The sequence below is a fragment of the Cognatishimia activa genome, from assembly GCF_017798205.1.
In the GTDB taxonomy this organism is placed as follows: Bacteria; Pseudomonadota; Alphaproteobacteria; order Rhodobacterales; family Rhodobacteraceae; genus Cognatishimia; species Cognatishimia activa_A.
The window spans coordinates 69,431-96,030 of sequence record NZ_CP060010.1 but is presented as its reverse complement, the minus strand read 5'-3'; the positions used below and the strand labels follow the sequence as shown (position 1 = coordinate 96,030).

At 57.2% G+C, this 26,600-nt stretch carries 14 protein-coding genes; 13 read left to right on the top strand and 1 reads right to left on the bottom strand.

The annotated features are described in order from the left end of the window. The first annotated feature begins 135 nt into the window (after positions 1–135). The 10 genes from HZ995_RS00420 (at position 136) to HZ995_RS00375 (ending at position 22,363) form a co-directional block, all read left to right on the top strand. Entirely contained in the window at positions 136–2,949 is a 2,814-nt protein-coding gene (locus tag HZ995_RS00420) for a calcium-binding protein (RefSeq protein ID WP_209356733.1), read from the top strand. Between the two features lie 96 nt (positions 2,950–3,045). After that, positions 3,046–3,873, top strand: a complete 828-nt coding sequence (locus HZ995_RS00415) for a glycosyltransferase family 2 protein (RefSeq protein ID WP_209356732.1) — start codon at positions 3,046–3,048, stop codon at positions 3,871–3,873. Then, positions 3,855–5,258, top strand: a complete 1,404-nt coding sequence (locus HZ995_RS00410) for an oligosaccharide flippase family protein (protein ID WP_245168696.1) — start codon at positions 3,855–3,857, stop codon at positions 5,256–5,258. The genes HZ995_RS00415 and HZ995_RS00410 overlap by 19 nt, the downstream gene beginning before the upstream one ends. A gap of 98 nt (positions 5,259–5,356) precedes the next feature. Continuing rightward, positions 5,357–11,743, top strand: a complete 6,387-nt coding sequence (locus tag HZ995_RS00405) for a type I polyketide synthase (protein ID WP_209358104.1) — start codon at positions 5,357–5,359, stop codon at positions 11,741–11,743. Continuing rightward, the gene (locus HZ995_RS00400) at positions 11,740–12,768 is read left to right on the top strand and encodes a glycosyltransferase family 2 protein (protein WP_209356731.1); all 1,029 of its coding nucleotides are present in this window, start codon (positions 11,740–11,742) and stop codon (positions 12,766–12,768) included. Before HZ995_RS00405 ends, HZ995_RS00400 begins: the two co-directional genes overlap by 4 nt. Beyond that, positions 12,765–17,498, top strand: coding sequence for a MupA/Atu3671 family FMN-dependent luciferase-like monooxygenase (locus tag HZ995_RS00395; protein WP_209356730.1), 4,734 nt, complete (start codon positions 12,765–12,767; stop codon positions 17,496–17,498). Before HZ995_RS00400 ends, HZ995_RS00395 begins: the two co-directional genes overlap by 4 nt. Next, positions 17,495–18,220: a 4'-phosphopantetheinyl transferase family protein gene (locus tag HZ995_RS00390; protein WP_209356729.1), complete on the top strand. Its 726-nt coding sequence runs from the start codon at positions 17,495–17,497 to the stop codon at positions 18,218–18,220. The genes HZ995_RS00395 and HZ995_RS00390 overlap by 4 nt, the downstream gene beginning before the upstream one ends. Positions 18,221–18,304: 84 nt before the next feature. Continuing rightward, a complete protein-coding gene (locus HZ995_RS00385; protein ID WP_209356728.1) occupies positions 18,305–19,570 on the top strand; it encodes a Wzz/FepE/Etk N-terminal domain-containing protein in 1,266 nt (421 codons plus the stop codon). A gap of 539 nt (positions 19,571–20,109) precedes the next feature. Beyond that, a complete protein-coding gene (locus HZ995_RS00380; protein WP_209356727.1) occupies positions 20,110–20,775 on the top strand; it encodes a sugar transferase in 666 nt (221 codons plus the stop codon). A gap of 94 nt (positions 20,776–20,869) precedes the next feature. Continuing rightward, positions 20,870–22,363 (top strand): O-antigen ligase family protein, encoded by a 1,494-nt coding sequence (locus tag HZ995_RS00375; protein ID WP_209356726.1) that lies wholly within the window; start codon positions 20,870–20,872, stop codon positions 22,361–22,363. On the opposite strand, the gene HZ995_RS00370 is transcribed toward HZ995_RS00375, so the two are convergent. Then, the gene (locus HZ995_RS00370; RefSeq protein WP_209356725.1) at positions 22,360–23,109 is read right to left on the bottom strand and encodes a WecB/TagA/CpsF family glycosyltransferase; all 750 of its coding nucleotides are present in this window, start codon (positions 23,107–23,109) and stop codon (positions 22,360–22,362) included. The two genes, HZ995_RS00375 and HZ995_RS00370, sit on opposite strands and share 4 nt — an antisense overlap. A 153-nt stretch (positions 23,110–23,262) precedes the next feature. On the opposite strand from HZ995_RS00370, the gene HZ995_RS00365 reads away from it, so the two are divergent. Genes HZ995_RS00365 through HZ995_RS00355 form a run of 3 tightly spaced genes read left to right on the top strand, consistent with a single transcriptional unit; the run spans position 23,263 to position 26,599 of the window. Continuing rightward, a complete protein-coding gene (locus HZ995_RS00365) occupies positions 23,263–24,387 on the top strand; it encodes a Gfo/Idh/MocA family protein (RefSeq protein WP_209356724.1) in 1,125 nt (374 codons plus the stop codon). After that, positions 24,375–25,622 (top strand): glycosyltransferase family 4 protein, encoded by a 1,248-nt coding sequence (locus tag HZ995_RS00360; protein WP_209356723.1) that lies wholly within the window; start codon positions 24,375–24,377, stop codon positions 25,620–25,622. The genes HZ995_RS00365 and HZ995_RS00360 overlap by 13 nt, the downstream gene beginning before the upstream one ends. Beyond that, positions 25,619–26,599 carry a glycosyltransferase gene (locus HZ995_RS00355; RefSeq protein WP_209356722.1) on the top strand — a complete coding sequence of 327 codons (981 nt, stop codon included), beginning with the start codon at positions 25,619–25,621 and terminating at the stop codon, positions 26,597–26,599. The genes HZ995_RS00360 and HZ995_RS00355 overlap by 4 nt, the downstream gene beginning before the upstream one ends. Position 26,600 lies beyond the last annotated feature (1 nt).

Here is a 26,600-nt window from a genome sequence, read left to right as displayed (position 1 = left end):
GTGCATTAAACAATCGCGACAGACCTCGAGTTTGTTTCCAATCTCGCACCGCTTTCCCCAGTAATACCACAGTCACGCTTGAAAAATGGCGGGTTTGGCACAGAGCTTAGGGCCAGCAGTTATTGAGAGTTCGAGATGAGAAAACTACTTCGCCGCGTTTGGCTGAGTTTTATTTTGGTGGCTTTGGCCGCGGGTTTCGCGCGTGCCGAGTCCAAGAAGCTGTTCTTTTTTGGCAATAGCCTGATCCACCATTTGACCGACACGGACACCACGACCGTGCCCCATTGGCTTGCGCATTTTGCCGAACAGTCGGGGCGGGAGTTCGAGCTGGATGGTCATTTTGGCTTTCTCAAGGAGTTCCCCGCCAAGTTGCCTCCAGAGCCGCAGTGGAAATTCGCGGATGTGAAATCTGCATGGGGAGAGAACCAGACATTTGACGGTATCGGCTATGACACGATCGTTTTTAACCCGACGAACTTCGTGCAACATCGCGGCCCAAGCATTCCCTATCGTTGGGACAATCCGGACAACTGGTCTCCAGTGACGGCTGCGCTGGATCTGCTGGATCGCACCGCAGACGGCAAACGCGTTGTTATCTATGAAGGCTGGGCGGATATGGAGCCCTATGGCTATCCGCCGTCTCGCCGCAAGCTGCGGAAGTATCACGAATATAATATTGGCGAATACCACGAGTGGTATCTTGAGTTTGCCGAGCGCATTCAGCGCGAACGCCCAGACATGCAGGTCGAACTGATCCCCGTCGCCCGCGTTCTGTCGCGCGCTTTCCGCGAGACGGGTCTGTCCAAGATTGGCACGCTGGACATCTACGCCGATGACATGACCCACGGCAGTGCGACGCTCTATTATCTGGCCGCCGCGGTGACCTATGCGGGTCTATTTAATGAAATGCCGACCTTCGGCGGGCTGCCTCCTGAAGTTGACCCGATGGTGGAACCTTATTTCAACGCCCTCAAAGGGATCATTGCCGAGGAAATGAACATTGCAGATACGCAAGCACAGGCGATGATCAAGCGGGTGAAGACATCTGTGGCAAAGGACGCGGCAAAGGTCGTAACGGTCGTCGCCACCGACGCGCCAAGCCTTGGGATTGGTCTGAACGCGATTTCGGATTGGTCGACGCAACTCCCATTTCTGGACCTGATGAAATCTGCCCGCCCTTGGGTTGGGCACCGACGCGGCCAATGGGGTGGCTTTGAAGCTGACGAACTCGAGGCCGACGGCATTCTGGACGCCAATGGCTGGCCCAAAGAGTTCCCCTTCCGCATGGATGGGGTTGAGACGTTCATCTTGACCGATATGCCGGAAGAGCTCACCGAACTCGGCGGGCTGTATCGCCTGACCTACGAGGGGCAGGGGCGCATCGATTTTACCGGCCTCGCGCGGCCTGTGCGCTATAATGCCGGAGAGATTTGGTTCCGATATGCGCCGGGCGAAGGCTCGGTTGGGATCAAGATCACTAAGACGGACCCTGACAAGACCGGCGACTACATTCGCAATATCGCGGTCGTGCATGAAAACCATATCCCGCTTTACGACATGGGCGTGACCTTCAATCCCAAGTGGCTGAAGCTGATCCAAGACATGCGCCTCGTGCGCTTCATGGATTGGATGGAGACCAACGAAACCGAAATCGGCTCTTGGTCAGAACGCCCATTGGTTTCCGATTATACCTACATGCGCCGCGGCGCTCCCGCCGAAGTGATGATCGAGCTTGTGAACCAGATCGGCACCGACGCGTGGTTCAACATGCCTCATATGGCGGATGACAGTTACATCGAAGGCTTCGCGACCCTTGTGCGCGATCAGATGCGTCCAAGTTTGAAGGCCTATGTGGAATATTCCAATGAGCTTTGGAATTTCATCTTTCCGCAAACCCAATGGGCGGTCGATGAAGCCAAAGCCAAATGGGGATCACGCGCACCGGACAATGCGTGGTTCCAACTGGCTGGGCTGAATGCGGCTAAGGTGATGCAGGGCTGGAGCCGCGTTTTCGCAGGCCAAGAGGATCGCATCGTGCGTGTGGCAGCCGTTCACACCGGATGGGTTGGATTGGAGGAACCTTTCCTTGAGGCAGACCTGGACCCAATGCGCCCCGCCGATCATTTCGACGCCTATGCGATCACCGGCTATTTCGGTCATGAGCTGGGCGACGAAGACGGCCCCGCACAAGTCCGCCGTTGGCTCAAGCAAGGTGAGCAGGTTGCGATCGAGAAATCTGTGGAAGAGATCCGCAAGACCTCTGTGGCGTTCCTGACGAAAGAAGCTTGGCCGCATCATGCGCGGGTGTCTCAGTCTTACGGGCTGGATCTGATCATGTATGAGGGCGGCACCCATGTTGTCGGCCACGGAGATTGGGTGAATGACAAGAAACTGACAGCCTTCTTTGAAGTTCTGAATTACTCGCCAGAAATGGGCGCGCTATATCAAGAGGTCATCGCGGAGTGGACCAAAGCCGGCGGCAAGCTTTTCAACGCTTTTGTCGACGTGGCCCCGACCAGCAAATGGGGCAGCTGGGGTGCGTTGCGTAGCCTGAACGACAGCAACGCGCGGTTTGAGGCCTTGCTGGCCTATAATACCTCTGGCGTGGGTCAACCCGATGGGCGCGGACGCGAGGTCTTTGCCAACGGTGTGCAGCTCTCGGCAGCCCCTGAGGGCGAGATGCTTGATGGCTCGGTCTATGCCGATATCCTCTTGGGCGGCGCGGGGGATGACACTCTGGTCAGTCACGGCGGCAGCGACATTGTCGATGGCGGAGAAGGCGTCGACCATGTCGAACTGCAAGGCTTTATGGAGGAATACCGGTTCTTCCGCGATGGTCAGACCCTGCGGGCGGAATCCCAATATGGCACCGTCCAGATCAGCTCGGTTGAGACCATGTCATTTTCCAAAATGCCCGGTGTGAATGTGGGCTTCGCGGATTTCTTCTAGGCCTGCAGGCAATCCGGCTCTGGGTTTCCGCTTCAAAATGCGGTAATACTGTTTGAAACTCGCCACTGAAACAGAGCGACACGAGCAGGACATAGGATGAAGACAAGCATCATCATCCCCGCAAATAATGAAGAAGCCTGGATGGGCTATTGTCTGGACGCGCTGTTCAAATCCAAGCGCGTTGAGGAAGCCGAGGTGATTGTCGTCGCCAATGGCTGCGAGGATCGCACCGTTGAGGTTGCCAGCAAGTACCAGGTTCTGGCGGCTGAACTCGGGTGGGGTCTTAAAATCATCGACCTTGAACGCGGCGACAAGCTGCATGCGTTGAACGTCGGCGAACGTGCAGCTGAGGGCAATGTTCTGATCTATCTGGACGCCGATGTGCGTGTGTCCGAGAGGGTCATTTTCCAAATCACACGGGTTCTGGACAAAGAAGAGCCTGCCTGGGCCAGTGGCCAGTTGCAAATGGCCGCGGCGAGTAGTGTGAGCAAGGCCTATGCACGGTTTTGGATGAAAACGCCTTTTATGTCGAATTCTGTGCCCGGATCCGGCCTCTTTGCCGTCAACCGCGCTGGGCGCGCCCGTTGGGGTAAATTCCCCGAGATCATCTCGGACGACATGTATGTGCGCCTGCATTTCACGGGGCGCGAGCGCATTGCCGTGCCCAGCTCCTATGTCTGGCCCGTGGCCGAAGGCTGGGAAAATCTAATTAAAGTCCGCCGACGCCAGAATAGGGGCGTCGCCCAGCTTGAAGAACTGTATCCCGAGCTCATGAAGAACGAAGACAAGGGCGATTTTTCCAAATTGCGCATCCTTGGATACGCGCTGGGCGATCCGTTTGGGTTCATCGCCTATGCGGGCGTGAGCTTGATCGTGCGGCTCACGCAGGATCAGTCTGGCGATGAATGGAAACGTGGACGATGAATAACGCGGGCGGCTTGCGCGGACGGGTGAGGGGGCTGTTTACAGGCTCTGGCCTTGGCGCGCGGGCGATGCGGAGTTCGGCGCTCACGGTCGGCAGCTATGGCACGCAACAAGCCCTGCGACTGGCGTCCAACCTGATCCTGACGCGGCTTTTGTTCCCTGAAGCCTTCGGCATGATGGCCTTGGTCTATATGGTCATCCAGGGCCTCAACATGTTTTCTGACGCAGGCGTCACCCCCGCTATCATGCAGAGCAAACGGGGCGATGATCCCAAGTTCCTCAATACAGCGTGGACGCTGCAGGTCGGGCGCGGTGTGATCCTTTGGCTCTGCGCGATTGCCTTGTCTTGGCCTTTGGCGGCGTTCTATGAGGCCCCTCAACTGGCGCAGATCCTGCCAGTGTTGGGGATCACTCTGGTGCTGTCCGGCCTGTTCCCAACGCGCAAGGATACGGCCAATCGCCACCTGATGATGGGGCGCGTGACGCTCTTGGAACTGGCGGGGCAGAGTTTTGGGATTGTCGTCGGCGTGGTATTGGCGTGGCTGACGGGCTCTATCTGGGCGCTGGTGATTAGTGGGCTGGCGACATCGGTCGCGCATCTGGTGCTCTATACGCTGTTTTTGCCGGGTGATCATAATCGGTTTGGTTGGGACAAGTCGGCGGTCTCAGAGTTGATAAACTTCGGTCGCTGGATATTCCTCTCTACGATCGCGGGGTTCTTCCTCTATCAGGGCGACAAGATCATCCTTGGGAAATTCCTCAGCATCGAGATGCTGGGGATCTATAATATCGGGTTTTTCCTCGCGAGTTTCCCGTTCCTATTGGGCAATCTTGCGATCCAGAAGGTGCTCATTCCGATCTATCGAGAACGCCCACCCAAAGAGTCACCTGAGAACTTCGCCAAACTGCGCAAGATGCGGTTTTTGGTGTCGGCGGCCTTGCTGGGAATGTCGGGGATCCTTGCACTTTCCGGCAATTGGATCATCGGTTTTCTCTATGATTCCAGATATATGCTGTCCGGAGGCGTTCTTGTCTTTGTCGCCGTTTCTCAAATCACGCATCTGATCCTGCTGACCTATGATCAGGCGGCTTTGGCGGCAGGCGACAGCCGTCGTTTCTTTGTTTTGAATGCCGCCCGGGCGGTCCTGATGATCGCGGGGCTTTGGGCGGGTGTAGTGCTCGGGGGCCTCTTCGGTGCCCTCATCGGTGCGACCCTTGCAGGCATTCTGATTTACCCTGTCGTGGTGTGGCTGGCACGCCATCAGGGCACCTGGGATCCTCTGCACGATGGGGTCTTTGGGGCGCTCGGGGTGATATTGGTGCTACTCGCCTTTTGGGTGAACTGGCCCGCTGTCACCGCTTTGGTCGCCCTAAATTCGCCTTGATCTCTCCCATTTAACGCTTGGTTTGCGGTCTATCCGTTAACCAACGCCCCGAGTCTGTCTGGATTTCGGGGGAGGAAGCAGTGCAGACGAGTGGTCAAATGGTCAAAGAAAACGCGCAAGATACATGGTCGGAAAATGATATTGCCATCGTTGGTATGGCAGCCCATTTGCCGGGGTCTGATACGCTGGACGATTATTGGGCCAACCTGCGCGACGGCGTTGAAAGCATCACGCAACTCAGCGAGGCCGACCTCGCCGAGGCAGGCGAGTCCGCAGCGCGCATGCGCCACAAGAACTACGTGCCATCCGCCGCGATCCTGAAAGACTACGAAAAATTCGACGCAGAGTTCTTTGGCCTCAGCCCCAAAGAGGCCGCGATCATGGACCCTCAGCATCGCAAATTCCTTGAAGTCAGCTGGGAGGCCTTGGAAACCGCAGGCCACATGCCCGAGAAATTCGGCGGACCGATTGGGGTCTTCGCAGGCTGCGGCATGGGCAGCTATTTCTATTTCAACGTCTGCAGCAATCGTGATCTGGTCGACAACACGGGCATGTTCCTGCTGCGCCACACGGGCAATGATAAGGATTTCCTGTCCACGCGCCTGAGCCACTTTCTGGATCTGAAAGGCCCTAGCCTCTCGGTACAGACCGCCTGTTCCACATCATTGGTGGCAACGCACTATGCGGTGCAGTCGCTGTTGAACGGCGAATGTGACATGGCGCTTGCGGGCGGCGTGACCATCGAGATGCCGCATGGTCGCGGCTATATCTTTGAGGACGGAGAGATCCTGTCCCCAGACGGCCATTGCCACGCCTTTGACCATCGCGCGCAGGGGACTGTTTTTGGTTCTGGCGCGGGCGTCGTGGTGTTGCGCCGCATGTCCGATGCATTGGCAGACAATGATCACATTTGGGGCGTGATCCGCGCGACGGCGGTGAACAACGATGGGTCGGACAAGGCAGGCTACCTCGCGCCCTCCGTGGACGGGCAGGCTGGCGCGATTGCCGAGGCGCATGGCATCGCGGATATCTCGGCTGACACCATCGACTACGTAGAATGCCACGGCACCGGCACCTATCTGGGCGACCCGATTGAGGTCGCGGCTTTGACTGAAGCCTTTCGCGCAACCACTAACGATGCGGGCTATTGCCGGATCGGATCGGTCAAAACCAATATCGGCCATCTGGACACTGCCGCAGGGGCCGCGAGCCTGATCAAGACCGCGCTGAGCTTGCATAATAAACAACTGCCGCCGTCCTTGGGCTACGAGGCGCCAAACCCTGCGATTGATTTTGAAACCTCGCCGTTCAAAGTGAACGACCGTCTGACGAATTGGGTCAGCCACAAAGGCCCGCGCCGTGCAGGTGTGAATTCGTTGGGTGTTGGCGGGACCAACGCGCATGTGGTGATCGAAGAGGCTCCCGCGCAAACCCCGTCGGAAGAGGCCGAGTGGCCGTTTCATTTGCTGACGATTTCGGGGCGGACATCCAAAGCTCTGGACGGTAATTCTGCACGCCTTGCCAGTTATTTGCGCGATAACCCTGATGTGCCTTTGGCGGATGTGGCCTACACCCTGCAAGAAGGTCGCCGCGCCTTTGAGAAACGCCGTGTCGTCGTGGCCGAAAGCCATGAACAAGCCATTGCCCTGGTGGAAAGCGGCGACAAAGCGCGGGTCTTTGATCACGCCGCAGAGTCTGATGCGCCCGAAGTGGTCTTCATGTTCCCCGGCGGCGGCGCGCAATTCGCGGGCATGGCGCAGGATCTCTATGAAACCGAACCGGTGTTTCAGGAATGGATGGACAAGGGCCTCGATATTCTGCGGACCAAGGTTGATTATGATCCCCGCGCGATCTGGCTGGCCGAGGATATGTTGCGCGAAGAGGCTGATGCCAAGCTGACGCAACCTTCGGTGCAATTGCCGCTGATTATGATCACGGAATACGCGCTGGCGCAGCTTTGGATGAGCTGGGGGGTGAAACCTGCGGCTCTGGTTGGCCATTCAATGGGCGAAAACACCGCGGCTTGCCTCGCAGGTGTAATGAGCTTTGAGGACTGTATCGGGCTCGTCCTGCTACGCGGCCAGCTTTTTGACACAGTGCCTGCGGGCGGCATGTTAAGCGTACCTCTGTCTATTGAGGCGCTTGCGCCTTACATAGATCAAACCCTTGATATTGCAGCGAAGAACGCGAGTGACCTTACTGTCGTCTCCGGCCCTCAACAGGCGCTTGATGCCTTGCACTCGCGCCTTGCCAAGGACGAGATCGAAGCCCAACGCATCCAGATCGATATCGCGGCCCATAGCCGGATGTTGGAACCCATTCTGGACGACTTCCGCGCCTATCTCGCCGGCATCACATTGAACGCACCGCAGATGCCGATCATCTCGAACCGCTCGGGTCAGGTGCTGAGCGCTGAGGACGCGCAAGATCCAGACTATTGGGTTGGCCACCTGCGTGGCACGGTGATGTTCGCTGATTGCCTTGCGACGGCGGCACAAATCCCCGGTCGCGTGTATCTCGAAGTCGGTCCCGGCAAAGCGCTGAGTTCTCTCGCACGCATGCATTCCGACATCGCGGGTGGCAAGGTTCTGTCGAGCCTGCGCCATCCGAAAGAAGAGATCGAAGACGACAAGTTCTTTATGGAGGTCCTTGGCCGCCTTTGGGCCTGTGGCGTCGAGTTCGACTGGTCTCAGATCTGGGGCGAGGCGCGGCGCAATCGCGTTGTGATGCCGACATATGCTTTCCAAAAGGCGCCGTATTTCATTGCGCCAAGTGAGTCCGCGGCGACTGCGCCTCAGGCCTTGATGCATCAGGAAAATATTGTCGATTGGGGCTATCGCATGGCCTGGAAACCAGAGCTTGCCGATTGCGATCCAGATCTTTTGACCGATCCAAGCCTGAGCGCGCCACACAGTTGGCTGATCTTTATGGATGACACCGGTTTGGGACGCGATCTGTCTGATAAGCTGCGCGCTGCAGGGCATTCTGTGACCGAAGTGTCTACCGGCGATGCTTTTGGAAAACTGGCTGCAGATCGCTATGTGCTGGCACCGGAACGTGGTCGTGAGGGCTATGATCAACTGATTGCCGATTTGATCGCCAATGGTCGAGCACCAGATCGCATCCTGCATCTGTGGCTTGTGACCGAGGCCGAGACCTTCCGTCCAGGCAGTAGTTTCTTTCACCGCAACCTCGAGATGGGCTTTCACACGCTGCTCTATCTCGCCCAAGCGATAGTTGAAGAAAACCTGCCGCGTCCCGTCCATGTGATGAGCGTCACCAATGGCGCGGCGAAAGTCGCGGGTGAGGCGCTGCCATATCCCGAGAAATCGGTGATCAAAGGACCTCTGGGTGTGCTGCCTCGCGAGGTGCCCGGTGTGAGCGGGGCCTCTATTGATGTCGAACTCACAGAGGGTCTCACAGATCGCCTATTCGAAGAGCTTTTGGCCGATCCCAGCGAGGGCACAATCGCCTATCGCGGCGTAAAACGGTTCACCCAAGTGGCCAAGCCGCATGCCCTGACGCAAGAGCCGGTCAAATGGCGCATGGGCGAGACTTATTTGATCACCGGCGGTCTTGGTGGCATTGGCGCAACCGTTGCGCGCGAGATGCTGGCTGAGGGCGCGAATGTCGTGTTGCAAAGCCGCTCGGCGCTGCCGGATCGTGAAAATTGGTATAAAATCAAAGCCTTCCGCGCGGCAAGTGATCCGCTGGCGCGCCGTGTACGTCTGGTCGAGGATCTGGAAAAACTGCCGGGTCAGTTGATGATCGTGGCCGCTGATGTCTGCAATCTGGACGATATGCAACGCGCTGTGCGCGAAGTTGATGCGCGGTTTGGCAAGATCAACGGCGTCGTGCATGCGGCTGGTGTGATCAACGATGGGCCGATGCTGGCGAAATCCTCGGTGGATGTGGCGGATGTCATGGCGCCAAAGCTGCATGGCACGCTGGTTCTGGATCAGCTTTTCGCGGATGGAGAGCTGAATTGGCTGGTTCTCTTCTCCTCGACCTCGACGGTAACGACGCCGGCGGGGCAGGTGGATTATGTCGCCGCCAATGAATTCCTGAATGCCTATGCCGCCGCGCGTAAGGGCGACAAGACGCAGGTGATGTCTGTGAATTGGGGCGTCTGGGCCGATGTGGGTATGGCTGTGGATAGCCTTGGCCAAGAGGTGGTTCAGAAACCGCAGGATCGGATCATTTCCGCCCCTGTTTTAAAGCGCCTGCGGGTGTTGCCGGGCAATGAAATCGTGTTTTCCGCCGAGCTCAGCGCGGAAAATTGCTGGATGTTGGATCAGCACCGCACTTGGGATGGGGCGGCGATCCTGCCGGGCACGGGGTATCTGGAGCTGATTTCCGAAGCGATGCAGGCGCTGGACGAAACCCGCGCCTATGAGGTGCGTGATCTGTTGTTCCTGCGCCCGTTCCATGTCGAGGACGGCCAGTCTCGCAAGCTGCGGATCAGCCTGAAAGAAACCGATGCCGGATACGAGTTTGAGATCCTTGGCAACCATCAGGACGGGTTTGTTCTGCATGCCGAAGGGCGCATTTCCATGGTCGCTCTGTCGATGCCCAAGGATTTGGACGTCAAATCCCTGAGCACGCGGTTTACCTCTGTCGAAGACGCACCGGTTGGTCAGACCTTGGTGACCCGTCAGGAGGCTCATTTGAACTTTGGGCCGCATTGGAAAACACTTGTGTCTCAGAGCTTTAGCGGAAGCGAAGGTCTTGCGTGCCTCAGCCTGCAAAACGCGCTTTCCAGCGAGGCAAAGAACATGTCCTTGCATCCGGGCTTGCTGGATATCGGGACCGGCTGGGCGATGGATCTGATTGAGGGCTATCAGGCGGATTCCCTCTGGGTGCCCATGAGCTACGGGGCACTGCGCCATTTCGCGACGCTGCCAGCAGACATCATCAGCCATGTGACCTTGACCAGCGGCTCGGTAACTGAGGGGACCGCGTCGTTTGACGTAATCCTAGCGGATCTGGATGGCCGTGTTTGCGTCGAAGTCGACGGGTTGACGATCAAACAGCTACCAGTTGGTGGCTCGCTGGGGTCAACTCCACCTGTGTCCGCGAAAGACATTCGTCGCGATCAGGAAGACGCGCCACAAACGCTCTCGCCAGGCGAGCAACGGTTGGCTGACAATATCGCCGAGGGCATTCCGGCCGAACTGGGGGGCGAAGCGCTGAGGCGTGCTCTGGCAACGGGCTTGCCGCGCGTTGTGGTGTCTTCGTTGGATCTGCATGGATTGATGGATCAGGCGGCGGCGGAAGGAGACGAGCCTGAAGACACCGCGGGCTTTGAGCGCCCGGATCTTGATGCTGATTTCGTGGCACCGGAAACCGATGTTCAACGCACTCTGGCGGGCTTCTGGTCCGAGCTTCTGGGCATCGAGCAAATCGGCATTCACGACAGTTTCTTTGACCTTGGTGGTCACAGCCTGATCGCCGTGCGCCTCTTTGCGATGGTCAAGAAAGCCTATCGCGTGTCATTCCCGATCTCAGTCCTGTTTGAAGCGCCGACCATCGAGAGCTGCGCCGCCCTGATCGAGGAGCGTATCGGCCCCCAAGAGGCCGAGAGCGCCGAGATCATCCCCGGCCCAAGCGCGCCGGAACGTCGTTACACGCATCTGGTGCCGATGCATGGCGCTTTGCATTCCGACAAAACGCCATTCTTCTTGGTCGCGGGCATGTATGGCAACGTCCTGAACCTGCGCCATCTGGGGCATCTGATCGGCTCGGATCGGCCCTTCTATGGGCTGCAGGCGCGGGGATTGTTTGGCGACGTTGCTCCGCATGACTCCATCGTAAAAGCCGCGCGGGATTACATTGCCGAAATGCAGCAGGTGCAGCCGCATGGGCCTTATATGTTCGGTGGTTTCTCTGGCGGAGGCATCACGGCCTATGAGATCGCCCATCAGCTTGAGGCCATGGGCGAAGAGGTCTCGCTTGTTGTGATGCTGGACACGCCCTTGCCGCAACGCCGCCCGCTCAGCCGCGAGGATCGCGTGAAGATCCAGCTGCAAGAGCTGAAATCCGGTGGCATCGGTTATGTCACGCGCTGGGCCAAGAACCGCATCGCCTGGGAGATCGAGAAACGTCGCCCACAGGCTGAAACGCAAGCGGATGATGGCGAGGCGCATTTCCACAATGCCGAGATCGAAGCGGCCTTCTTGAAGGCGGTCGCCAGTTATCAGGTGCGCCCATGGTCCGGCCGCGTCGCGCTGTATCGCCCGCCAATGGTTGGCAAATGGCAGGTGGCCGAGGACCGTCTGGTCGACAAGGACCGCGCTTATGTGCTGGCGGATAACGATTGGGGCCAATTTGTGTCTGATCTTTCGGTGCTGGAGGTGCCAGGCGACCATGACAGCATGGTTCTGGAACCCAACGTGCGGGTGCTTGCCGCCCATATCCGCAAAGCCATCGAGGACGCCGAAGAGGCCGATCAGGTCATTGTTCCATTCCGGAGGGCCGCAGGATGAGCAAGACAGATCCAACAGTTCTGACCGTCATCCTGAACTGGCGCACGCCGCAGATGACGCTGGATGCCGCTGAGGCCGCTGTGGCCGCGATGGATGGCATTCGTGGTGAGATCCTGATCGTGGACAATGATAGTCAGGATGGCTCGTTTGAGATGATGCGCAATGCTGTGGCGCGGCAGGACTGGCCCATGGTCAGCGTGCTGCAATCGGGCCGTAATGGCGGCTATGGCGCGGGCAATAATTTTGGCATTCGGGCTGGCTTTCAGACCATGCCGGACGAACGCCCCGACTACATCTACATCTTGAATTCCGACGCTTTCCCCGAACCCCATGCGATCTCTTATCTGCTTAAGCATATGGAAGAAAACGCGGAAACCGGGTTTGCTGGCAGTCTGACTATCGGAGACGATGGGGTGCCGCATCAAACCGCGTTTCGCTTCCCCACGATATCCAGCGAATTTGAGGGTGCGATCAAATTCGGCCCGGTCAGTCGTCTTTTGCGCAACAAAATCGTCGCGCTGCCTATTCCCGACGCGACCTGCCATGTGGGTTGGCTGGCCGGCGCATCCCTTATGATCCGCCGCGAAGTTCTGGACGACATCGGCCTCTTTGACGAGAGCTTCTTCCTTTATTTCGAAGAAACCGACCTCTGTCTGCGTGCAGTCCTTGCGGGCCATAAAATGACCTATGTCCGCGAGAGCGTTGTGACCCATATTGGGTCTGTGTCCACAGGCATGAAGACCCACAAACGCATGCCGAGCTATTGGTTTGACAGCCGCCTCTACTACTTCCTCAGAAACCACGGTCGCGCCTATACGGTGGCGGCCACGCTCCTGCATTTGGCAGGAGGCAGCTTTGCGAGATGTCGAGAGATCCTCCAAAGAAAACCCGCATCCACGCCCAAATTCTTCCTCATTGACATGGCACTCCATGGCTTAAAGGCCGCGTGTTCGAGTGCCGGTCGCAAACAGAGGCAGATCACGGACCCGAAAGGCGTGCCGATCCTGAATGGAGAGCAGTCATGAATTTTCAGAGCAAATCCGTCGCAGCCCCATTGTCCGGTCTTTTCATCGGAAATGAAACGCTTTTGATCCAATGTGCCGAGGCCTGGCAATCCGCTGGGCACGAAGTGGCGCAGGTCGTGACGCGCTCTAAAGTGATTGCCGATTGGGCTAAGGCGCAAGGTTATGCCGTGGTTTTGCATGATGGTGCGCTGAAGGATGTGGCTGTTGAGGGCGAGTTTGACTGGCTCTTGAGCATTGCGAATTTGCAGATCGTTCCGGAAGTGCTTTTGGCAAAGGCCGAGGGTGTGGTGAATTTCCACGACGGGCCTCTGCCGGATTACGCCGGATTGAACGCGCCGGTTTGGGCGCGGTTGAACGGAGAAACCAAACACGGGATCACCTGGCATTTGATTGAAAACGGCGTCGACGAGGGAGACATCCTTGTGCAGCGCGGCTTTGACATCGCGCGCGAAGACACCGCTTTGGCGCTTAACACAAAATGTTTTGAAGCTGCGATGGACAGCTTTCCCGAGGTGATCCAAGCGCTTGAGGCGGGCGGAAAGCCGCGCCGCAAACAGGATCTTTCTGCGCGCCGTTACTTTGGCGCGGCGGATCGGCCGGGTGCCGGGGGGCGGATCGATTTTGATCGCCCAGCCGCTGAGGTCGTTTCCCTAATCAAAGCGCTCGATCACGGGGATTACTGGAACCCGCTGACTTTGCCGAAAATCTCAGTTGCAGGCGATATTCTGGCCGTGCGGGCCGCTGAATTGACAGATGCGCAAGGCCGTCCTGGTGAGGTTCTTGCCAGTGCAGATGGCAAGCTGACCGTTGCCTGTGCCAAGGGGGGTGTCGTGCTCTCTGATTTCTGCGATCTCAATGGGCATGCGGTGACTGATGTTCAGGCGCTTAGTGTCGGGTCTGTCCTATCTGCACCCAAGAACGGCGACCGACTGGAACGCGCCTTGTCTAAGGTTGCAAAACACGAGGCATACTGGCGAGACACTCTGCGCAACTATGCACCCGCACGCCTGCCACTGATCAAACCTATGTCAGAGCCTGCGGATTGGGCCAGCTTGTCTGTCTCTTCAGAGCTTGATGCCGCCGAACAACTGACCATCGCACGCCTGTTTGCGTCGATGAGCGGCTGTGAAGAGGGCGCGCAAATCGCCATTGTCCATGAGGGCATGACGCGGTCCGCGGGCTATCTGCCCTCTTGGGTTCCGTTTTCCGTCGAGGTTGCCAAAGATCAACCCGCTGGCGCCGCAGTGAAAGCCACTGCCACAGACATGGATGCCGTGACGCGTCGCGACACCTATCCACTGGACTTGATCGCCCGCGCGCCAGACCTCGCGGCGCTGGAAGTGCCTGATCTGGCCGTGATCACTGATCCTGATGCGGGAGCCATCGACGGTGTTGCTCTGAATTTGATGATTTCTGGGTCGCGCATGCGGCTGCGCTATGACGCCAACCGCGTGGACGAAACCCATGCGGGACGGCTTGTTGCGCGTTTGGAATGGATGGCCGAGCAGCTTTCTAGCACCGAAGCGGACGTCGCCGATCTGGATCTCTTGCCGCCTGCGGAAAAGGCGCATCTATTGACCGAGTGGAACGCAACGGACTGCGACGTAGACCTGTCCGCGACTATCCATGCACTGATTGCCGACCAAGCCGCCAAGACGCCGGATGCAACGGCTCTGGTCTTTGAGCATGACACTCTGAGCTACGCTGACCTTGAGGCCCGCGCCAACCAATGCGCGCATGTCTTGCTGTCCAATGGCATGTCCCGAGGGGACGTCGTAGGCGTGCATTGCCGTCGGGGTCATGATCTGGTCGTGGCCTGTCTTGGCATTCTGAAAGCGGGCGGCACCTATTTGCCGCTTGATCCCGCATTCCCGGCGGACCGCATCGCGATCTATGTTGAGGACAGCCGGGCCAAGTTCATCCTGTCCCAAGACGCGATTGCCGAAAGCTTGCCTGCAAGTGACGCAAAAGTTCTTAAAATCGACAGCGACCCGGCCTTCACGGCGGCCTCCAAAGAGCCTGTTGAGACCCAAGCCACAGGCGAAGACCTCGCCTATCTGATCTTCACGTCAGGCTCCACCGGTCGCCCCAAAGGCGTCATGGTCGAGCATCGCAATGTGGTGAATTTCTTTGCGGGCATGGATGCCCAGATCGACCACAAAGACCCGGGCACTTGGCTCGCGGTCACCAGCCTCAGCTTTGATATCTCGGTGCTGGAGCTCTTCTACACCCTCTCGCGCGGCTTCAAGGTTGTGATTGCGGGCGATGAAGGGGCGGCTCAGATTTCTGACGGGCCGATTGGGTCTGGTGCGGGCGGCATGGACTTTAGCCTGTTTTACTGGGGCAATGACGATGGCATTGGGCGCGGCAAATATGAATTGCTGCTGGAAGGTGCGAAGTTTGCCGACAACAATGGGTTTTGCGCAGTCTGGACGCCGGAACGTCATTTTCACGCCTTTGGCGGTCCTTACCCGAACCCTTCGGTGACGGGTGCGGCGGTTGCGGCTGTCACCAAGAACATAGGTGTCAGAGCAGGGAGCTGTGTTGCGCCCCTTCACCATACGGCGCGCATCGCCGAAGAGTGGTCCGTCATCGACAATCTGACCAACGGCAAAGCAGGCCTTGCGATTGCCAGCGGCTGGCAGCCGGATGACTTTGTCCTGCGCCCGGAAAACACGCCGCCTGCCAACAAACCGGCGATGTTTGAACAGATGCAAGAGCTGCGCAAGCTATGGCGCGGCGAAGAGGTGTCTTTCCCGCGGAAAGATGGCGAAATGCACGCGGTTCTGACCCAACCGCGCCCGGTGTCCAAGGACATCGACCTCTGGGTCACGACTGCTGGTAACCCTGAAACCTGGCGCGAGGCCGGCCGGAATGGCTGTCACGTTCTGACCCATTTGTTGGGCCAGTCGGTTGATGAGGTCGCGGGCAAGATCAAGATTTACCATGAGGCGCTGCGTGAGGCGGGCTTTGATCCGGCGGACTATAAGGTCACGCTGATGTTGCACAGCTTTGTGGCTGAGGATCGCGAAACAGCGCGGGAAATCGCACGCGGCCCGATGAAAGACTATCTGCGTTCAGCCGCGGGGCTGATCAAGCAATACGCCTGGGCCTTCCCTGCGTTCAAAAAGCCTGAAGGGGCCAGCAACGCATTCGAGATCGACCTTGGCTCTCTGACCGAAGACGAGCTTGAGGGCATTCTGGACTATGCCTTCCACCGCTATTTCGAGGAATCCGGCCTCTTTGGCACCGTCGAAGACTGTCTGGCGCGGGTTGAGCAGGTCAAAGCCATCGGCGTGACAGAAATTGCCTGCCTGATCGACTATGGCATTGCCACCGATGTGGTTCTGGAGGGCCTGCGTCCTTTGGCACAAGTCGTTGCGGCCTCGGCCAACATGCAGGGGGTTGCTGACAGCGATGTGTCGATCGCAGGGCAGATCATCCGCCATGAGGTGACGCATCTGCAATGCACCCCATCCATGGCCCGCATGTTCACCATGAACGATGAGGCCAGCACGGCGCTGGTGCAGATCAAGCATATGATGGTTGGCGGCGAAGCTCTGCCGGGTCAGCTTGTGCGAGATCTAAAAGCGCTCACGGATGCGCGGATCACCAATATGTACGGGCCGACCGAGACCACGATCTGGTCCTCGACCGAAGAGGCCAAGACCGATGAGGGCATCGTCGGCATTGGCAAACCTATCGCGAACACGCAGCTTTATGTTCTGGACGATGCGCAAAACCCTGTCGCGTTGGGCGCGGCTGGCGAATTGTGGATCGGCGGGGCAGGGGTCACGCGCGGTTATTGGGAGCGCGAGGATCTGACCGAAGATCGTTATCGCGCCGATCCGTTCTGCGGAGAAGGGCGCATGTATCGCACCGGCGATCTGGTGCGCGCGCGTCTGGACGGAGGCCTCGACTTTATCGGTCGTGCCGATCACCAAGTGAAAATCCGCGGCCATCGCATAGAGCTGGGCGAGATCGAAACCCGCCTAGAAGCGCTTGCCGATGTCGCACAAGCCGTCGTCATCGCCCGCGAAGACACGCCCGGCGATGTCCGTCTTGTCGCCTATGTCCGCGGTGACGCTAATGAAACCACCATGCGCCAGCATCTCGACGCCGAGGTGCCCGACTATATGGTGCCAAGCCATTTTGTTCAGGTGACGGAATTTCCCCTGACGCCGAATAAAAAAGTGGACCGTAAGGCTTTGCCAAAGCCTGCAAAACGGTCCGCAAAACCCGAGGCCCACGCCCCAGCGCCACAGGCGGCTCAGGCCTCGACACCAGATCCTGCGCCAGTGTCTGACGCCGTACCCTCCTCGGACACAGACATTGGCGCGGCGATCTCTTCGGTGTGGTGCCGTGTCCTTGGGACGGATGCGGTCAGCCTTAAGGACAACTTCTTTGACCTTGGCGGGCATAGCCTCTTGGCCGTGCAAACCCATCGTGAACTCCGCGATGCGCTGGGCTTCAAAGCGCTGTCCATCACCGACATCTTCCGTTTCCCGGTCCTGGGAGACCTCGTTGCGCGCCTGGAGAGCCTGACCGGCTCGAGGGAATCCGGGCGCACAACCACCAAGACTCCGACACATCCTCAGGCAATGCCACCTTCTGCTCAGGCGCCTGAGACCCGCGTGTTGGAAACAACGAACGAGCGGTCTCTCGCTCGTCACGCTGCCATGTCCAAACGGCGCGCATTACGTGCCACTCGTAAGGAGAACCAGCTATGACGATGATGATGCGACATAATTCACGCCTGGAACTGGCCGCACGTGCGGTGCTGCCCACAGGTGTCGCAGTTTCTGTAACCTCTCCGACAGCCGAGCCAGATCCGCTTTGGCCGGTCGAAGAACAAGCCATTTCCAAAGCTGTGCCCGCGCGTCAGCGCGAGTTCGCGGCGGGCCGTATGGCTGCGCGCCGTGCGCTTTTGGCCTTGGGCCGTGCGCCTTCTGCTATTCCCGTCGGGGATGACCGCGCACCGATTTGGCCACGCGCCATTGTTGGCAGCATTGCGCATGACGACACTGCTTGTATCGCCGTGACCGCAGAACGTGACCGCTTTAAAGCGCTGGGCGTGGACATTGAACCATCCATCCCAGTCGAAGCCGAACTATTTCAGGAAATCTGCCGCCCCGAAGAACTGGCCTGGCTGCGCCAGCTGCCGTTTGAAAGCCGTGGCATGGTGGCCCGTCGTTTCTTTGCCGCCAAAGAGGCGGTCTATAAATGCCAGTACACCATCAGCCGCAAGATCTTTGGTTTTGACAATCTCAGCGTCGTCTTTGACCGCCAGGGTCGTTTTGATGCACGTCTGATGAAGGATGCGGGCCCGTTTGAAGCCGGCACGATTTTCAAAGGCATGACAGCGCTCGTGGGCGATCAGATCCTCAGCCTCTGCTGGATTGGCGAGGGCCATCACAGTGACGCGGATTTCCAAGATTCGGTCACAGGATAAACACATTACGGGTGCATCTTGCGCTTCAACACCCGCAAAAGATGTGCCCGAACACATTGGGAAGAGCAGATTAGGTAACGAGATATGATCAGGCTTGCCATCCTAGACGAGATCCTTCGTGCGTTTCTGCGCCACGTGACGCTATTGGTGTTCGTGGTGTTTGTCGGCGTGATTGCCTCTTTGGTTTTTGCCCTGAGCCTGCCACGCACCTATGAAACCATGGCAGTTATCCAGATCGAGCAGCCTGACATCGAAACGGCGTCTTCGACGGCGACGGCCAACGGGCAGATCCTGCAGCAATTGCAGATCATCGAGCAACGCGTGATGGCGCGGGAAAACCTGCAAGGCATCATCGATGAGTTTGATCTTTTTGACGATCTCCCTTCGATGACGCCGAATAAGAAAATTACGGCACTGCGCGAGGCGGCCTCTGTGTCGCAGATCTCGGATCCGGCATTGGCCTGGCGTCCGGATGTCATTCCAACGGCGCTGAGTATTACCGTTGCCCTCGGCAATCCCGACTTGGCGGCAGCGGTCGCCAATGAGCTTGTCGACAACGTGGTTGATCAGAACCGCGCCCGCCGCGAAATGCGTGCGCGCGAAACTATGGCGTTTTTTGAGGGTGAAGAAGAGCGTATCGGCGCGGCTATCCGTGAATATGAAAGCCAGATCGCGGACTTCCGACAAAAGAACTCGGCCTCACTGGGGACCGGCATCACGGCACAACGCGAAGAGTTGCGGACGCTGCGGGATGCAGAACTTGTCGTGTCGCGCGAAATCCTGGAACTGAACTCTGGCCAGCGCGCCAACAGTACGGTTTTTGCCAACCGTGTGTCCCGCCTGGAAGAGCAGCGCAATCTGCTGCGCGCCCGTATCGATCAGGTCGAAGTGGTTATTGCAGCAGCCCCCGAGCTGGAACGCCAGTTGACCGGATTTGAGCGCGAGTTGCGTCAATTGACGGAACAATATCAAGCCATCACGCGGGGCAGGGCAGAGGCCGAAATGCGGCTGATGCTGCAGGAAACCGAGCGGTCTGAAAGCTTCTTTATTCTGGAACGCGCGGTTGCTCCGGATGAGCCTGTGTCGCCCAATCGCAAAAAGATTGCCTTGGCGGGCTGTATTTTGGCGATGATGGTTGGCGTTGGCTTGGTCTACTTGATGGAATTACGCAATCCAGTGATCCGCACGGAAGCGCAGCTGGAACGCCTCTTGGGACTGCGTGCGGTCGCAGTTATTCCCAATGTTCAGGTCAAACGTGAGCGTGTGCTAAAACGGATGATCTGGGTGACCGGTGCTTTTGTGGCTATTTTGCTAGCAATGGCAATAGTTGTCGTGATTTCAAGCTCTTGACGTCAATTGATGACAAGCCTTCGAGCCTTTCAAAACCCCGCATTCGCGGGGTTTTTTATTGGCCCGCTTGCGCGTAATTCGCGAATCAAATTCAACGCTGGATTGAAGGGCGAAATTTGACCGGAAATTTCGGCAAACAAAGTTCAAATTGTTCGAAAATTGATCTTTCTCGCGAAACAGTTTTGGTTCGCTTGGGTGAACAAATTTCACTAAAACTGTGGATTGGTTCGCGGTTTGGGACAAAAAATCAGGGAATTTGACGATTTTGTCATGAAATTTGCGTCAATTTTCGTAAAATCAAATAAAATCAATAACTTATAAATTACCCTTGTTTCCGCATTCATGGACGAATTGCGCCATTTTTGGTAAAAATAGACACAAGTTGAACACATTCCACAGGCGCTGAAATAGCGGACCAAAAGTTCCAGGATCCGAAGGGATCCGAAACTGGCAACGGCCCCCTTCAGCAAGTTCTTTTCAAGCGTGCCCTTCGGGTGCGATGGCGGAGCTTTGTCTGTTCTTGTTTTGGAGTTGAAAACATGGCGTTTCAAGACCACGGAAGCTTTGAATTTGTACAAGACCGCAGCCAAGAGCCTTTGGGCCTCTATCGCGGTCTGTTCAAACGCGCTCTGGATATTACCGCCGTAGCAGTGCTGGCAGTCCCGGTAACTATCGTTGTTCTGGTTCTCGCGGCTTTTGTGGCGCTGGATGGGAAAAACCCTTTTTATTTTCAAAAACGTCTGGGTCGCCAAGGTCGCAGCTTTAAGATGGTGAAACTGCGCAGCATGGTTGCCAATGCGGACGCAATCCTTGCGGATTATCTGGCGGCAAACCCAGCTGAGGCACGTGAGTGGAACGAGAAGCAAAAGCTGATGAATGATCCACGCATCACGAAAGTTGGCCACCTGATCCGCAAGACCTCTTTGGACGAACTGCCTCAGCTTTGGAATGTTCTGATCGGTGACATGTCTCTGGTGGGCCCGCGCCCGATCATGGTCGATCAAAAGAAGATCTACCCGAGCGATGCTTATTATGATTTGCGTCCAGGCATCACCGGCCCTTGGCAGATTTCCAGTCGTAACGAGAGCTCTTTTGTCGAGCGCGCGGATTTCGACGGCGACTATCTGAACGACCTCAGCTTTGCCTCTGACGTGCGCATCATGTTCAAAACTGTGGGCGTGGTCGTGAATGCGACGGGGCACTAAAGCCTTTTTGGATATGAAATAATCCGAAAGCCGCCTCAAAATCGGCCATTTGTGATCCTAGGCTGCGCGGGTAACTAAGGACACCTTATCGAGCATGCCAAATCTATTCGCTCATCTGGTACTGGCGCTATGGCCGTTGGTCATGCTGGGCATTTACCGTGCCCTGCCGCCCGGGCGTGCTTTGATTTGGTCTGTTCTGGCAAGCTATCTGTTACTGCCGCCTTATCCGACAGAGTTCGATTTCCCGCTGTTCCCGGCGCTGGATAAGACAACCATCCCCAACGTGATGGCGATCTTGTTGACGGTGTTCTATGCAAAGGAAAAGATCAAATGGCTGCCGGATACTTTGTTGGGAAAGATCTTGGTAGCGATCTTTGTCTTTGCGCCAATTCCGACAGTTCTAACCAATCCTGAACCCATCGTCTTTGTGATGGACATGCTGCGCGGCCTCTATGCGCAGGATATCTTCGCCATGATGGTGATGCAGTGCATCCTGCTTGCGAATTTCGCCTTGGCGCGAAACCTGCTGACATCCGAGAAAGACCTGCGTGATCTGCTATTGGCTATGGTGATCGCAGGTACGGCCTATGCCTTCCCGATGCTGGTCGAAGTGCGCCTGAGCCCTCAGATCAATATCTGGGTCTATGGGTTCTTCCAGCATATGTTTGATCAAATGATCCGAGGCGATGGGTTCCGCCCGATTGTCTTCCTGTCACATGGTATTTGGGCCGCTATGCTGACGATGATGAGCCTAAGCGCTGCCGTGATCCTGATCGCAAACACGGAAGGGCGTTTGCGCACAAAGCTGATCTGGACCGCGTTGTTTCTGGTGGGGGTTCTGGTTCTGGCCAAGACACTGAGCGCACTGATTTATGCGACGTTTATCATCGGCATGGTGCTGTTCACCAATTGGCGTACGCAGGCCAAAGTTGCGATGGTCTTGGCTTGTTTGGCCCTGGCTTACCCGATCGCCAAGGGTGCGCATTTGGTGCCCGAAGAGCGCCTGCTCGAGATGGCCTCTCGTGTCAGTGACGACCGCGCGCAATCGCTGGAATTCCGCTTTGAACATGAGGGAGCGCTTCTAAATCGCGCGCAAGAGAAGCCATATTTCGGATGGGGGATTTGGGGACGCAACCAGATTCATGATCCGGTCACAGGCCGCATGACCTCGGTGGCCGATGGGCGTTGGGTTCTGACATTGGGCATGCTCGGATGGTTGGGGTTTGTCGGAGAGTTCGGGCTTTTGATCCTGCCGATCTTCCTTGTTTACCGGATGTCAGTCCGCATGCCATCTGAGGAAAGCTGGCGCAAACATCAGCGCGAAATGAACTTGTTTCCAACGGAAGGCGGCTTAAGCAAATCAGTGCATCGCCGTGAAATTACACCCATCGTCGGCGGTCTGAGTTTGTTGTTGGCAATCAATACAGTAGACTTGCTACCTAACGCAACGCTGACCACGATGACCTGGCTCATCGCAGGCGCGCTCTTGGGCTATGCAGAGGCTTATTTGGTGCCAAAAAATGCACCTAAACCCGAGGTAGACCCGCCGGTGCCGCAAGCAACGGCGCGACCACGCACGGTTCTCTAGTCGCGGTCTCTGATTGCTTGGAAAACCAGTCGTGGCATAATCAATCCGCTGTCGAAGTAGCGTTTCCAAAGACGTTTTGGATTCAGCATCAAACGCCAGACCCATTCGATCGCCATCGCCCGTACCCAGCGCGGCGCGCGGGTTTGCGTGCCAGCCAGAAAATCGAGCCCCGCGCCAATGCTGGCAAAGCCAACGGATGGCGCAAAGTCTGCACCTCTGGCTGCCAACAGCTCTTGCTTGGGCGCGCCGAGGGCTAGAAAACAGAGCGATGCGCCCGAGGCTTCGACAGTTTTCAAAATGTCTGCCGCGTCGTCAGAGTTCGGGTCAAACCCAAACGGGGGGGCGATCATACAGGCAACATGCAAGCCAGACACCTTGGTTGCCAAAGCATTTCCCGCCTCGTTCAAAGCCGCCTCTGTGCTGCCCAACAAGGCAATCGAGCGTCCCTCAGAGGCCGCCCATTCACACAATGGCAGAACCAGATCTGATCCAGGCAGCAAATCCACCGGTTTATGCGCCAATTTCGAGGTCCAAACGATTGGATTCCCATCGGCAACAACAAAGTCCTGTTTGCGATAGGCCTCATAGAACCCTGAGTCCCGGTCCATTTTGACCAAGTGATCCAGATTGATGGTCGCAAGGCTAAAGCCCTGTTTTTGTTTGAACTTGTCGCGTACACGTGCTTCCAGATCCGCTTTGGATCCAATATTCACACGGATGTCGCCGTTCTTTGTTTGATACTGCACGCGTCCCTCGGTCTTTGCCTGTTCAAGCCATACGATTTTTTGCCCGCTGGTGCCAGCTTTGCCCGAGCACCGACTTATTCTTGTCCCATTTCTCGGTTTAATTGGCGCTAAAGGACCAATGTGTCCCCCATAAAAGAACGAGCAGAACCGACTATGACGCGCGTATCCATCATCGGATGTGGCTTTGTCGCCGACCTTTATATGAGGTCATTGGCGTGTTTTCCGCATGTCTCGGTAGATCGTGTGTATGACCGCGACGTGGATCGATTGAAGGCCTTTGCCGATCACTGGTCGGTGCCCACTCGCGACACGTTGGATGCCTTCTTTCAGGGGCTGCCATCAGGCTCGCTGGTGCTGAATCTCACAAACCCCAAAAGCCATTTTGAAATCAACAAAGCCTGTCTTGAGGCCGGGCATCATGTCTATTCCGAAAAACCTTTGGCGGTGGGTATGGATGAGGCGCGTGCGCTTTATGACCTTGCGGCAGCCAAGGGTCTGATGCTGGCCTCGGCCCCTTGCAGTGTTTTGGGCGAAGCGGCGCAGACGCTCGGCAAAGCCCTGCGCGACGGTGTCGCTGGGGCGCCCCGCTTGATTTACGCAGAACTGGATGACGGGTTTATTCCCCAAGCTCCTGTCGAGGACTGGAAGAGCGAAAGCGGTGCGGCTTGGCCTGCAGAGGACGAGTTCCGCGTGGGCTGCACTTTGGAACACGCAGGCTATTATCTGGCTTGGTTGATTTCTTACTTCGGCAGCGTGCGCCGCGTGGTTGCGGCTTCGGCTGAAGTGATCCCTGACAAGGATCCAAGCGGGGCAGGGACGCCGGATTACTCCTCGGCGACGCTCTATTTTGAAAACGGTCCGGTGACGCGACTGACCTGTTCGATTGTCGCGCCACATGATCATCAGATCCGAGTGATCGGCGATAATGGTGTGTTGGGGCTAAAACGCGCTTGGGACAATCGAGCTCCTGTAAAATTTTACCGCCGTATGCGGGTGCGTCGTCGTTTGTTGGAACTGCCGTTCGGACGTCGCATTCGTCTGTCCGGTCAAACCCATCCTTTTGCGGGCAAATGGGGCGCTGCGAATATGAACTTCGCGCTGGGTCCTGTGGAAATGCTGGAAAGCCTTAAGGAAAACCGCTCCTGCCGTCTAAGCAATGACTTCGCCCTGCACCTCAATGAGGTCACACTGGCGATCCAGAATGCTGGGGACTCGACTGGCCCTCAAGACATGACAACCCGCTGCGATCCAATGGAGCCGATGCCATGGGCCACCTAAGCAAAATCGCCTATCTGACGGGGGAATATCCCCGCGCGACGGATACTTTTATCCAACGCGAAGTCGCGGCTCTGCGCACGCATGGCCATGAGGTCATGACCTATTCCATACGCGAGACCGGTGTCGAGCATCTGGTTGGCGATGAGCAACGCCAAGAGGCGGCCCGCACCTTTTATGTTCTGCGCCACGCGAAATCCCTGGGGCGGCTTGTCAAAAGCCATATCGGGTGGCTTGGCCGCCGGTCGTCTTCCTATTGGAAAGGGCTGAAACTGGCCTTTCAGACGTCGCCGGGCGGCCTCAAAGCCTTGGCCTACCAAATGTTCTATTTCGCAGAGGCCGGTGTGCTGGCCGATGAGATGCGCCGGCAGGGTGTCACCCATCTTCACAACCATATCGCCAAGTCCAGTTGCACAGTTGCCATGCTCGCCAGCGAAATCTCGGGCATTCCTTTTAGCTTTACGTTGCATGGCCCAGACATCTTTTTCGCCCCAGATCACTGGCGCTTGGACAAAAAGATCGAGAAGGCGCGTTTTGTCGCCTGTATCAGCCATTTCTGCCGCTCTCAGGCGATGTCTTTTTCGCCGATGGAGGACTGGCGCAAGCTGCATATCGTGCATTGCGGCGTCGAACCCGAACGCTATGCCGGAGCGCCCGCGGGCGGCAAAAAGCTATTGTTCGTCGGGCGCTTAGCCGCTGTCAAAGGCATGCCTGTACTTTTGGACGCGATGAAACGTCTGCCAAAGGATGTCACATTGACGGTCATCGGCGACGGCCCTGATCGGACGGCTTTAGAAGAGCAGGCTGCGCCGTTCCGCGAGCGCGTGCGTTTCTTGGGGTATCAATCCCAAACCGAGGTGGCCGAGGCCCTGAAATCGCATGATGTCTTTGTCCTGCCAAGCTTTGCCGAAGGCGTGCCCGTCGTTCTGATGGAGGCCATGGCCGCCGCGCGCCCTGTCATCACCACGCGTATCGCGGGTGTGCCGGAACTGGTCGAGGACGGTGTCTCGGGTGTTTTAGTGCCGCCCGGTGATGTGGATGCTTTGTCGGGCGCCATTAGCTCTGTCTCGCAGGATGTTGAATTACAACAGAAAATGGGGCGAGCTGGCCGCGCCAAGGTCGAACTTGACTACCGCGCCGTTGATGAAGCGAAATGGTTGTCGGATTTGATTGAATCCTATCAACGCCCGGAAAAATGCGCTGCGTTGGATCTGCGTCCGACGGAGGCTCTGGCATGACGTCCGATATCCCAACAGTCGCCGTCGTCGCCATTGGCCGCAATGAAGGTCAGCGGTTGGTCGATTGCCTGGCATCGCTGAAAGGCAAGGTGGATCGCGTGGTCTATGTGGACAGCGGCTCGCTCGATATGTCTGTGCAAAACGCGCGGGATGCCGGGGCTGAGGTGGTAGAGCTGTCCTCAGATCGCCCCTTCACAGCAGCGCGGGGACGGGCTGCGGGGTATGAACATCTGAAGACGGGCGAGATGCCTGACTATGTGCAGTTCATCGATGGGGATTGTTCTGTCGATCCCGACTGGATCGCGCGCGCAGTCTCCGCGATGGAACAGGATATGGAATTGGGGCTCGTCACCGGCTGGCGGCGTGAGCGGTTTCCCGATGCCAGTGTTTACAATGACTTATGTCAGGATGAATGGGATCGTCCCGAAGGTGAAATCCTGACGTGTGGCGGAGATATGATGGTGCGCCCGGCTGCCTATGAGGAAGCTGGCGGGTTTGATGAGACCGTGATTGCGGCCGAGGACGACGAGTTCTGTGTGCGTCTTCGCAAGGCGGGTTGGGTTTTGAAACGTATCCCCTTTGAGATGACGTTTCACGACGCGGCCATGACACGGTTTTCGCAGTGGTGGCAACGAGCGATCCGATCCGGCCATGGTTTCGCGCAGGTGGGCTATATGCACCCGCCGTATTTTGCGACCGAACAGAAGCGCGTTCTGATCTACGGCGGGGTGATCCCGCTTATCGCATTGTTTTTGTGGATGGTTCTGCCGATTGCATTGATCCTTATTCTAGGTATTTACCTGATGAACTATCTCCGCTCCGTCAAAGGTTTGACCGGGGCAGGCATGGCCTCTGCCCGCGCGCGCCGCCATGGCGTTTTGCTGACCCTTTCCAAATTCCCAAACATCCTCGGCATGGGGATGTTCCACTACCGGCGTCTTAAGGGACGGCGGATGCAAATTATCGAGTACAAGTGAC